This window comes from candidate division WOR-3 bacterium, from assembly GCA_016867815.1.
In the GTDB taxonomy this organism is placed as follows: domain Bacteria; phylum Hydrothermota; class Tepidihabitantia; order Tepidihabitantales; family Tepidihabitantaceae; genus UBA2258.
On the sequence record VGIR01000004.1, the window covers coordinates 44,833 to 55,638 of the forward strand.

The 10,806-nt window shown below is 66.2% G+C and carries 9 protein-coding genes; 3 read left to right on the plus strand and 6 right to left on the minus strand.

Features of this window, described 5'->3' with window-relative positions; genetic code table 11:
- Positions 1-50 precede the first annotated feature (50 nt).
- From FJY68_01395 to FJY68_01405, 3 genes are all read left to right on the plus strand, one after another.
- Entirely contained in the window at positions 51-860 is an 810-nt protein-coding gene (locus FJY68_01395; protein ID MBM3330488.1) for a hypothetical protein, read from the plus strand.
- 944 nt (positions 861-1,804) lie between these two features.
- Complete coding sequence (locus FJY68_01400; protein MBM3330489.1) at positions 1,805-2,767, plus strand: dehydrogenase; 963 nt, start codon at positions 1,805-1,807, stop codon at positions 2,765-2,767.
- Between the two features lie 106 nt (positions 2,768-2,873).
- Positions 2,874-4,244: a sigma-54-dependent Fis family transcriptional regulator gene (locus tag FJY68_01405; GenBank protein MBM3330490.1), complete on the plus strand. Its 1,371-nt coding sequence runs from the start codon at positions 2,874-2,876 to the stop codon at positions 4,242-4,244.
- Between the two features lie 191 nt (positions 4,245-4,435).
- Here the strand turns inward: FJY68_01405 and FJY68_01410 are convergent, their stop codons facing one another.
- From FJY68_01410 to FJY68_01435, 6 genes are read right to left on the minus strand one after another with little or no spacing between them, the layout of a single operon-like run.
- A complete protein-coding gene (locus FJY68_01410) occupies positions 4,436-5,251 on the minus strand; it encodes an ABC transporter permease (protein MBM3330491.1) in 816 nt (271 codons plus the stop codon).
- Entirely contained in the window at positions 5,248-5,886 is a 639-nt protein-coding gene (locus tag FJY68_01415; GenBank protein ID MBM3330492.1) for an ABC transporter ATP-binding protein, read from the minus strand. The genes FJY68_01410 and FJY68_01415 overlap by 4 nt, the downstream gene beginning before the upstream one ends.
- Entirely contained in the window at positions 5,870-6,769 is a 900-nt protein-coding gene (locus tag FJY68_01420) for a hypothetical protein (protein ID MBM3330493.1), read from the minus strand. Before FJY68_01420 ends, FJY68_01415 begins: the two co-directional genes overlap by 17 nt.
- On the minus strand, positions 6,769-7,938 hold the full coding sequence (locus tag FJY68_01425) for a radical SAM protein (GenBank protein ID MBM3330494.1): 1,170 nt from the start codon (positions 7,936-7,938) through the stop codon (positions 6,769-6,771). Before FJY68_01425 ends, FJY68_01420 begins: the two co-directional genes overlap by 1 nt.
- Positions 7,939-7,940: 2 nt before the next feature.
- Positions 7,941-9,626: a hypothetical protein gene (locus FJY68_01430; GenBank protein ID MBM3330495.1), complete on the minus strand. Its 1,686-nt coding sequence runs from the start codon at positions 9,624-9,626 to the stop codon at positions 7,941-7,943.
- Complete coding sequence (locus tag FJY68_01435) at positions 9,568-10,752, minus strand: radical SAM protein (protein ID MBM3330496.1); 1,185 nt, start codon at positions 10,750-10,752, stop codon at positions 9,568-9,570. The genes FJY68_01430 and FJY68_01435 overlap by 59 nt, the downstream gene beginning before the upstream one ends.
- Positions 10,753-10,806: the final 54 nt, after the last annotated feature.

The window sequence follows — 10,806 nt, forward strand, 5'->3', positions numbered from 1 at the left end:
CCGGAACTGCACACTTCTGACTTCGTTCTCTCCTTGTGCTATAATCCCGCATGCGATTCCTGATTGACGGTCTGGTACTTCTCGCCCTCGGTCTGAGCACGTATGCCGAGGCGAAGCGAGGCTTGTTCTTCGCCCTCTTCGATCTCATCCGAATCGTCATCGGGCTGGCACTGGGATTCGCCGCTTTCTCCCTGCTCCACCGGATGTCCGGCTCGTACCCGGCCGGCTTCGCCGCGTTCGGGGTCGCGGCCCTCATCGGCATCTTCGGCGTGCGTGCCCTGCTGCATGCGCTGCGGTTGGACCCGGCCTGGGGCCGGCTGCCTGCGGCGCGCTTCCTGGGAGGTCTCCTCGGCCTGCTGCTCGGCTGTCTCATCAGCGCGGTGTTCGTGCCGGTCATCGGCCGTTCCGGCTGGGGACGTGAGGCGGTCCCGCGCTCGTCCCTGGCCCGGCCGTTCCTCGATGCCGCGCCCACGCTCTACTACGTTGCCGATGCCGTCAACCTGGACTTCCCGATGCTCAACGCCCGGGCGGTCAGATTCGAGGATGAAGGCCGGGGCGCCGAGGCGACACTGGTTGATCGTATCAACTACTCCCGGCTCGACGGCTCGACCTGCATCGAATGCGGGTCCGCGGTTCACTTCGACGGCTACTTCCGTCGCGTCGGCGTATCGGTCTCGCCGAGATTCACCTGTCCGCAGTGCGGCCGGATGTCGGACGGGTGCCAGACTTTCGAGGGATTCCACGAGATGTACGGTCGCTGCCCGACTGACGTTTGCCGGGAGATAGGCCCGATCGACTGCGGGGTGTGGCCCAACGGCCGGCCGGTGATGCCGTATGGCGTGTGCCCGATAGACGGCTAGTCCATCGGTTCAGGCCGCTGACTCACCGGCCGCAAACCTCCAGCACCAAGCTCGGCGTAGACGCGATAGCGGGCGCCACGGCCAGCTGCCGGGTTGTCCTCAAAGCAATTGAACTGAGCTTCAAGAACCGCATCTCCGACTGAGCCGCCGCTCTCCTCAACACGCGAAGCCATTTGACTAGCCGGGCGCAGGACCGAATACTGCACTTAGAACACAACTTGGGGCGGTACTCCGGTGGTGACGTGAGTGACGGTGAGCCCGGCAGTGCCTCGGCCAATCCTTGGGACTGACCGGTGAATCGCACCGCAGGTAGCCTCGGCTGCAAGACCCGGGGCAAACCGGGCAGCGAACTCCACCGTAACGAGGAGGCAAACCTCGGGGCTGACCCGACCGGCCAGCTCCCCGGCTAAAAGGGAAGTTCACCAGCCGGTTGGTCCGGACGTTGCCCGGGAGATTGTGTGCGGGACGCCGGCCGGGTTTACCCGGAGGATTGCGCTGGAAGCAACGAGGGAATTAACCTCGCGGGCAATCGGTGGGGCAATCCCCGGGGCAGTCCCCCGGGCGGGGGTATCATTTCCCGGCCCCAAGCCCAAAGCCATAGGCCGCAAACAGATACGCCAGAGAGCCGTCTCCGCAGGATGATAAGAACCTGTCTCATCCGCGCCAAGGTCAGTTCCCGCTCGCCGCACTGCGATAGCATGGCCACCGTCTTCCAATTCCCTGCAGAGCGCCGGCCCCTGCTGGATAGTCTAGAGAGGGATCTACTGCTCCAGCGGTGTTCAATTCAAGTCGGCGCTCCCGTTCACAATGGACATCGCGAGCCTGCTTCCACAAGGTCAATAGCGTGTCAGCTCGGCGACAGGCTGTCGCTTCACGGTGACTGATTCCACTCTGTCCATCTGCTAGGTCCCGCAATATCGGCCCTTGGCCGACTGGCATGCGGCATGCAATCCAGTGCGGTGTGGAACAGTGGCAGACGCGGACTCCGCAGGAAGCACCTCGGGAGTTTCCGTGCACCAGAAGGCAGAGGAGGTAGTGTGGGACTGACAGAAACTGGATCCGAGCGCTTCCGGGCAGTACCGTTCCCAATCCAAAGGCGGCTCGTCGTCGACGCCGGGCGGCATGCGCGACGGATGAGCCTCGTCCACGGGTTGCTGGAGTTCGACATCACGCTGGTTCGGAGGCGTCTGCAGGCGGAGCGGGAGCGCACCGGCGAGCGGCCGTCGCTGACTGCCTACATGGCGGCATGCCTTGGCCGGGCCGTGGCTGCCGACCGCTCGGTGCAGGCATACCGGGACTGGCGGAATCGGCTGGTCATCTTTGATGATGTCGATATTGCCCTGATGGTTGAGATGCGCACCGCTGCCGGTTCGTTCCCCGTGGTTCACGTTGTGCGAGCGGCCGACAAGCGGAGTCTCCGCCAGATCGACGCGGAAATCCGCGAACTGCGCACCGGTCGGCAGGATCACATCGGGCTGGGGTACGGACGGGGCGCGAGGTTGTTCGCGCGACTGCCGCGGTTCGTGCGCGATCTCGTCTACCGCTACTACAAGGCCGAACCGTGTCGCTGGAAGCAACAGGGCGGCACCGTAGGTCTGACCGCCGTCGGGATGCTCGGGCAAGGTGGTGGCTGGGGCATTCACTGCTCCAACAGCAACCTGAGCGTCTGCACCGGTGGCATCACCGAGAGGCCGGTCTACATCGACAACGTCCTGACGAGACGCGAGTTCCTGTGCGTGACCGTGGCCTTCAATCACGACATCGTTGACGGCGGACCGGCGGCACGGTTCGTGACCCTTTTCAGGCGGCTGGTTGAGACCGCGGCGCTGCTGAGTCCTGAGGCGGAGGCTCCGATTCATGACCGGGCCGCCAGGCACGAGTTGGCGGTCACGGTCCAATCGGCCTGACGGGGCAGCGGCGGCGGACACGGCCGGTGCGGTTCGACGGCTTGACAGTGTCCAGCCGAGTTATATAATCCAGCGTGACTTGCCGCCGAATGCGAAGGGAGAGTAGATGAGAGAGAGAGACAGCAGGGGTCTCCGGCCGCTGGTGTACGTGGTCGATGACGAACCGCTGGTGGCCAGAGCGCTGTCCGCTATGCTGCGACAGGCCGGCTGTGAGGCGACCGTGTTCGACACGGGCCCGGCCGCGCTGGCGGCGCTGAACCAGGTCCGGCCGCAGCTGGTGATGCTGGACCTGGCCATGCCGGAGATGGATGGCATCGAGACGCTGCGCCGCATCCGCCTGGCCGCACCTGACCTGCCCGTGGTGATGGTGTCGGGCCATGGGACAATCCGCGCCGCGGTGGACGCACTTAGACTCGGCGCCTTCGACTTCCTGGAAAAGCCGGTTGACCAGGAACGGATGGAAGCTGCGCTTGCCCGGGCGCTGGAATGCTCGCAGTTGCGGCGCCAGGTGAGCGTGCTGCGGGCGGAGCTCGGGGAGCGGTTCCGGATGGTCGGCAGCTCAGGGGCGCTGGACCAGGTGAAGGACCTCGTAGGCCGGGCCGCGCCGACCGCGGCTGGGGTGCTGATTACCGGCGAGACCGGCGTGGGCAAAGAGCTGGTGGCGCGGGCGATTCACCTGCAGAGCCCGCGGCAGGCTGAGCCGTTTGTGGCACTCAACTGCGCCGCGATTCCCAAGGAGTTGATTGAAAGCGAGTTGTTCGGGCACGAGCGGGGCGCGTTCACCGGCGCCGAGGCCGCGCGCAAAGGCAAGCTGCAGGAGGCCGACAAGGGCACGCTGTTCCTGGACGAGGTCGCCGACATGAGTCTCGCAGCGCAGGCCAAGTTGCTTCGTTTTCTCGAGCATCCTGAGGTCGAGAGGCTGGGCTCGAACGAAAAGCACCTGCTGGACGTGCGGGTACTTGCCGCCACCAACAAGAACCTCGCGGCGTCTATCAAGGACGGCTCTTTCCGCGAGGACCTTTTCCACCGCCTGAACGTTGTGAGTATCAAAGTCCCGGCGCTGCGCGAGCGCCCGGAAGACATTGAGCAGTTGACCGCGTTCTTCCTCGAACGGTTCTGCCGGCAGTACAACCGGGTGCTGGCTCTTGCCCCGGAATGCCCGGCCGTTCTGCGCGACTACCACTGGCCCGGAAACGTGCGCGAGCTGCGCAACCTGATGGAGCGGGTAGCCGTGCTGGCCAGGACTAACCCGGTCGAGCCGGACGAGCTGCTGGCGTTCATTGGTCTCGAGACTCAGGTGCGCCATGACGGAACACTGAAGGCTACCTTGGACCGGGCCGAGCGCGAGGCCGTAGAAGGGGCGCTGGCTGCCGAAGAAGGCGTTGTTAGCGCGGCAGCGCGGAGGCTCGGCGTGGAGCGCGCCAGCCTGTACCGGATCATGAAGCGGCACGGCATCGCTCACGAGACGGCCGACTGAGAAACCGGGCCGACGTGCCCGGCCGTCGCCTGCCTCCACCTGCGCCGATTGCGGCCCGGTCGACGGCGCGCTCTCTCGTGGCTTCCATATCGACTCAAGGGCTAGTCAATCCAGCTTGACGGCCTTGTGCGTGAGCTTGGCGCCCGTGCTCTTGATGCGGTAGAGGTGAGTGCCTTGTTCGACGCGGCGCGTCAACTGGGCGTGGACGGGACGTCCGCTCGGCGCGGGCCAGGGCGGCGGACCCGCATCCGGAGGAAGTAGACCACCAGCGCCGCGGCGAGGAAGGCGCCGCCGTAGAGCAGGCTGCCGAGCAAGGCCTGGCCGACGCCGTGGTGGGTGAACGCCGCGGTCATGCTCAACTGCGACGGGTAGAAGGCGGGCAGCCGGCGGATGATGACCTGGTTTTGCGCGCCCGCGTAGTAGACCGGGTTCTGGAGCCAGGCCGCGTCGATGTTGGCCAAGAGGGCGATGAAGAGCACTCCTTCGAGCTCGCGGCGGAAGATGGCGCCGATGAGGAGGCCGTAGCAGCCGTAGACGAACCCGGCCAGGGCAAAGCCGGCGATGACGAGGACGAGCCGTTCGGGCTCGAAGAAGAGCGGCAGGAGCTCGGCAACGAAGGCGCCGATGATGATGGTAACAATGAGGAGCACGGCGAGCTTGGCCGCGATGAGCTCAAGCGGGCGATAGCCGCAGAGGACGAGCCGACGGTTGGTCTCGACGTTCTTCTGGACAAGGCCGAGCGCGAGGAACGCGGTGAGCAGGCCGACCGCGGCGGTACCGATGAAGATGAGGTTGGTGCTGCGCTCGCTGACCTGAACGAACGGGTTGCCCGGGATGGAGGCGAGCTTGAACGCGATCTTGGTGGTCCTGGTGGTCAGGACGACCAGTGTGTCGAAGAGCGCCGGGATGATGAAGAGCATCAAGAGGGCGACGCGGTTGCGGGCGAGCTCCTGTCCGGTAAGCGCGAGCGCGGTACCGAAGCGGCGGGCAGAGGAGCCGCGCTTCATCTCGTGGCCTCCGGTTCGAGTCGACCGGCGACGATACGGTAGAGCGAGTCGAACCGGGCGCGGTCCTGGACGAAGTGCGACACCACGAGCACGGCCCGCTTTCTCTCCCGCAGTTCGGCGGTGAGTTCCCAGAAGTGGAGGTAGGTCTCCCAGTCGAAGCCGGAGTAGGGCTCGTCGAGGACGAGGATGTCGGGGTCATGTAGGTAGGCGATGGCGAGGTTCAGTTTCTGGCGGGTGCCGCCGCTCAAGTGGTTGACCATGGTGTCGGCGTAGCGCTCGAACTTGAGCTGGCCGAGCAAGACCTGCATGCGCTTTGGCCAGTCGGCGCGGCCGTAGGCAGCGGCGAAGTAGCGGAAGTTCTCGCGCACGGTGAGCGTTTCGAAGACGAGCATCTCCTGCGGGCAATGGCCGACGCGGCCGGACATGACGACCGTGCCGGCGTCGGGCCTGAGGCGGCCGACAATGATGTTGAGGAGGGTGCTCTTGCCCGAGCCGTTCTCGCCGGTGACGCCGGCTATTTCGCCGGGAGCGAGGCTGAGGCTCGCGTCCAAAAGAACGCGGTTGCGTCCGAACGACTTGGCCACGTTCCGGGCGAAGAGGAGCGGCCGCGTCGCCGGGTCAGTCGAAGAGGGCATATTCGTCTAACAGCGGCACTTCGGTGCGGAGCGTGGTCCCTGAGTGTTCGATGCGGGCTACGGCGCGGCCGGTGAACTTGACCCCGCGCGGGTTGCGGGTGATGCGGCGCAGAAGCGGCCCGGAGATAAACTCGGACTCGACCGCGGCGCTTTCGTGGACGACATCGAGTTCCACGCCGAGGCCGGGCCCGGTTGCGTTCAGGCGATAGCGGGAGGGGCACGCGATGCCGAGTTCCGGCGAAGGCCGCCACTCGGACGGCTCGACCTTAACATCAGTCGCGACGATCACGCGCTCGCCGATCCGGAGGACAAGTCGCGGCCAGGCGCCGGCGGGACCGGATGCAACGGTGTAGGTCAGATCGCAGTAGGAATCATGGGCGCGGCCCCAGAAGAGCGTGCGGACAGGGACGGACGGCGGGAGTACGGTCGAGCGGAGATAGTCGTCGTAGCCCCGCACGTTCGAGGCGACAATCGTCCTGCCCCGGAGTTGAACCTCACCCTGGACCATGGCGCCGAGCATTACCGGTTGCCAGAGCACAGTGCCGCGGCGCGCGGCAATCGCGAGGCCGGGGTCGGTCAGCGGCCGGGCCGTGTACTCAAGCCGGACTGAGGCGTCGGGCAGGTTGACGGCGACGGATGCGGCGGCCGGGCTGAACGTGAGCCGGCCGGCGGGGAAGTCGATGGTGGGAGTAGCGCCGCCGCTGACCTCTGCCGGCAGGCGGCCGGACCACTTCACCGGCTCATCGGTCCCGGCGCGGCGGAGGTGGAGCGCGAGTTCGGATGTGCGGGTGCCGAGGAATGCGACCTGGGCAAAGTAGCCGAAGAAGTAGTCGCCGGCTTCGGTCAGGAAGTCGAAGTACCACTTCTCCAACTGGTAGAGCATCAGAAGAACGAGGGGGCCCGGTCGGTCAGTTCGCTTCCCCGGTAAGGGCCGGGATGCGGGCCGAGACACCGGCTGTCGCGGCGCGCGTAGGTGCCGTAGAGTGCCATGTTGCCGGCGCGGCAGCCGCCGGCGCAGGCCGACTTGTACGCGCAGGGCTCGCACTCTTCAGGCGTGCTCTTGAACTCGACGAGGGCCGGGTTGGAGAAGCGACCGTGGTAGATGGTCCAGATGTCTTGCTCGGCAATGTTGCCGAGCGGGATGTCAACGATGAACGGGCAGGGCTGGACCGATCCGTCGACCTTCACGGTCAGGACGAAGTTGCCGCCGGAGCAGGCGTTGCCGGTCAGCTCGTAGAAGCGGCGGACGAAGCGGGCGTGGTCCGGGTTCTCTTCGAGCAGTGCCCAGTGCTTGACGTCGGCCCAGGTTCGGGCCGGCACCTGGAGCGGGTCGTCTTTCATCTGCGGTGTGTATTGGTAGAAGATGGCGTGGGCGTCGAGCGCGCCACGGGCAAAGCGGTCGATCTGGCGGCAGTGCGCGGCGTTCAGGCTGTGGACCGCGCTGAAGGTGTAGACCCGGATGCCGGCGGCGCGCAGGTTGCGGATGCCCGCGACGGTGCGCGCATGGGAGCCAGGGCTGCCGGTGAACTCGTCGTGGGTCGCCGGGTCGTGGGAGATGAGTGAAACGATGCCGGCGTCGAGCCCGGCCGCAGCGAGCTCGCGGCAGAGCGCAGGTTCGGCGGTCGTGCCGTTGGTATAGAGCGTCACGAACGGCGAGCGGGCCCGATGCTTGGCCGCGCGCACGATTTCCGCGATGCCGGGCATGAGCAGCGGCTCGCCGCCGAGCAGTTCGACCCTGACCCCGCACCCGCTGATGTCGTCGAGCAGGCGGTCTACCTGGTCGCGAGGCAGCTCCTTCTTCCCGGCCGGCACGTAGCACATGCGGCAGGAGAGGTTGCAGTAGTTGTTCAGTTCGACCTTGAGCGAGTAGAGGTAGGCGCCGACCAGTCGCCGGGCGGAGCGGGCGTAGAGCTGGGCAGCGGGCGGTGTCGTGGGCAGGCTGCCGAAGAGGTCGAGCAGGCGGAACTGGACCCGGGTGATGGTGCGGTTCTTCTGCCGGCACCAGCGGTCGAGCGGCGCGTTCGTCGTGATGGGGCGGCCGTAGTCGAGCATGTTCAGCGCGTATTGGGTTCGATACCCAGTTCGTTGCGCATGATCGCGACGATGAAGTCCTGCCACTTCAGCACGCTCTCGGAAGGGAAGGTGAGCTGATAGAGCCGGCCGGCTGCGGCGTCGTAGAGCTGGAGCTTGCGGTTACTTTCGGTCGTGACCGAGCGGACCGCTGCGAGGTCGATTATGCGCGCACCGTTCGTTCCCTGGATGCCGAGGGAGCGGCGGCCGAGGGTCAGCCAGCCGGTGAGCACGGACTTGAGTTCGGTGCCGGTCTCTTCCCAGAGCTCGGCTGAGTCGGCGGCAGCGATGAGTCCTTCAGGGCCGGCAAGGTCGGCGGCCCTAATGCGAATCCGGTCGTAGACCGCGGCCAGCGGCATATCAAATGCCGCGTCGGCTTCAGACCAGCCGATAGAGTACTCCGGGCTGATGGTGAAGGAGCGGCCGCAGTCAGGGCAGTTCAAACCGGCCGGCCCGGAGAGAGCGAGCGGACGGAAACTGCGGCAGGACGGGCAGCGGTATACAATCTTGGTGAGTCCTGAGTTCAGTCTCCGGCTCAGGCAGCGGCGGCCCGAGTCGTCGGGCTCGATGAGCGAGCGGAGATGTCGCTCGAGCGCCCCGGTGTCGGCTCCGGGGCGCACCTTCACCGGCGCGCCGATTGCGAGTTCGACACGCGCGCGGCGCAGGTTCGATCCCCAGCGCGGCCAGGCGAGGTAGTTGCCCGAGATCCGTACCGGCACGATCGGTACATCCGGAAAATGGACGAAGAGGTTGAGCACCTCGGGCTTCCACGCCTGGGTAAGGCCGCTCCACGACCGCTCGCCTTCGGGGAAGACGCCGACGACTGCTGCTCCTTTCAGGCGCGCGGCAATCGCGCGAGCGGCGCTCACATCGTTCAGGTAGCGTTTCTTCGGAATGCAGAGGAACCTGCGAAATAGCGCGCCGAGCCGGGGACTGCGGAACATCTCGTACGTGGTGATGAAGTGGACCGGGAACCCGGCGCCGGCGCCGATGAAGGAAGGGTCGAGGTAGTTCCGGTGGGCCGCGATGATGAAGAACGGCGGCGCAAGCGGCAGGTTCTCCTTCCCGCGAATGCGGAGGTCGAACAGCACCCAGCAGACCAGCCGAAAGAACGGGAGCAGGATGAACCCGAGGCGCGGGACGAGGAGCGGCGTGCGCCGGCAGTAGTTGCGCCAGGCGGTCCCGAAGCGGCGGTCGAGCGCGCGCTCTTCGAGGGCGATGTAGCCGGCCTCGGCCGCGACAAAGGCAGGCAGGACGATCAAGAGCAGGGACAGCGAGCGTACCAGCAGGCCGACGCCGACGAAGAAGAGGGTGAAGAAGAGGTAGATCGGGTGGCGCCAGACCGCGTAGAGCCCGGCCTGGATGAGCCGGTCGGGCGGGAGGGCCGAGACCGGCATCGCCCGGCCGAAGTGCCGGAACTGGACGATCGAGGTGCCGAGCATCAGACCCGAGCTGACGACGATGAGTCCGCCTACGACGGTCCAGAACCATGTGAAGGCGATGTGCCAGCCCAATCGTCGGTCGAGAAAGAGCGCGCTTGCCAAGAGCAGCGCGGGCAGCACGAGCCAGAAAAGGACGATGTAGACGGCGAGCAGCAGGCCCCGGCGGATGCTACATCTCCCCGAGGTGAGAGTAGACGGTCGTCCGGAGCGGTTCGTCGACAGCAGCACTGCCGGCGCCCGGCAACGGGCTGATACGGTCGGCCACGCACACCGGGGTCAGGCGGCCGTTGCGGATGGTGGCGTCCGGGCAGTGGTAGCACATCTGAACCGCGTTCCTTTCGGCATTGAACGTCGGCGGCTCCTGCAGAACGATGTAGTGGAGCCGGATGTCCCCGGCGCCGCGGCTGTCGCGCATCAGGGCGATGAAGCGGCCGACCCGGCCGGGATGGAGCAGCAGTTCGAGGAGAATCGAACCGTAGAAGGAGAACGAGACCCTTTCCGGCCGGGTGGTCATCCCGAACGCGTAGCGGCCGTTGATGACGCGGAACGCCCACCGGAGCAGCCGGTTGAGCTGGGGCGAGAGTCCGAACGTTTCGCCGGTGCGGGCGTTGATGTTGTAGAAGTAGATGAGCCAGCTCACGTCGTCATCGCTGAGGCTGGTCGGCAGGTAGGTGACCGGCTCTACCTTGAGGTCTTGTGCGATGGTGCGGTACTCGGTCAGCATCTCAGAGCCGAAGCCGTGGCCATGGGTGGGGCTGCGACCCGCGTCGCGCGGAAGCGTCACGAGCACACCGTCAAAGAAGCGGAAGCGCGACCAGCGGCGCATCACCTGAGAAATGGTGCCGCTCGACTCGGGGTAGACCGTGACCGCGAGAGCGGCCCAGAGCCGGCGCGACTCGGCCATGCCGAGCAGCCGCTCGCAGTCGGCATCGGGATCGGGGCGGACATGCGTTTGACCGCAGTCAACGTGGAACGCGATGCGGTCCAGCCCGGCGGTGACGAGCGCGTCCAAGTACTCGTCCCCGTCCGGTTCGAGCAGACGAAGCCCGTTGGTCAGCATTTCGCAGTAGAGGTTTTGCCTCCTGATGTAGCGGATGATCTGGGGCAGGTCGGGGTGGAGCGTGGGCTCGCCACCGAGGATGCTGATGGTCTCCAATCGGCGCTTGGACAGCCCGAGGTCGATCTCGGCGCGGATCTGGTCGAGCGTCTTGTCCGGGGCGCGGAAGCGATTGTAGCAGGCGCGGCAGCCGAGATTGCAGCGCAGCGTGGGCTCGAGCACGAGGTGCGGTATTTCGCCAAGCGGCAGCTTCATCGGCCTGATGCCGTTGCCGGGCCGCATCTGCCTGACGTTCACTCTGGCTTCCTCGCGCCCAGAGAGTAGTGATCCGGCCGGTGGGAGTCAAGCAAT

Coding starts and splice junctions, on each gene's coding strand:
- FJY68_01395 (MBM3330488.1), top strand. CDS start 51: ATGCGATTCCTGATTGACGGTCTGGTACTTCTCGCCCTCGGTCTGAGC.
- FJY68_01400 (MBM3330489.1), top strand. CDS start 1,805: ATGCAATCCAGTGCGGTGTGGAACAGTGGCAGACGCGGACTCCGCAGG.
- FJY68_01405 (MBM3330490.1), top strand. CDS start 2,874: ATGAGAGAGAGAGACAGCAGGGGTCTCCGGCCGCTGGTGTACGTGGTC.
- FJY68_01410 (MBM3330491.1), bottom strand. CDS start 5,251: ATGAAGCGCGGCTCCTCTGCCCGCCGCTTCGGTACCGCGCTCGCGCTT.
- FJY68_01415 (MBM3330492.1), bottom strand. CDS start 5,886: ATGCCCTCTTCGACTGACCCGGCGACGCGGCCGCTCCTCTTCGCCCGG.
- FJY68_01420 (MBM3330493.1), bottom strand. CDS start 6,769: ATGCTCTACCAGTTGGAGAAGTGGTACTTCGACTTCCTGACCGAAGCC.
- FJY68_01425 (MBM3330494.1), bottom strand. CDS start 7,938: ATGCTCGACTACGGCCGCCCCATCACGACGAACGCGCCGCTCGACCGC.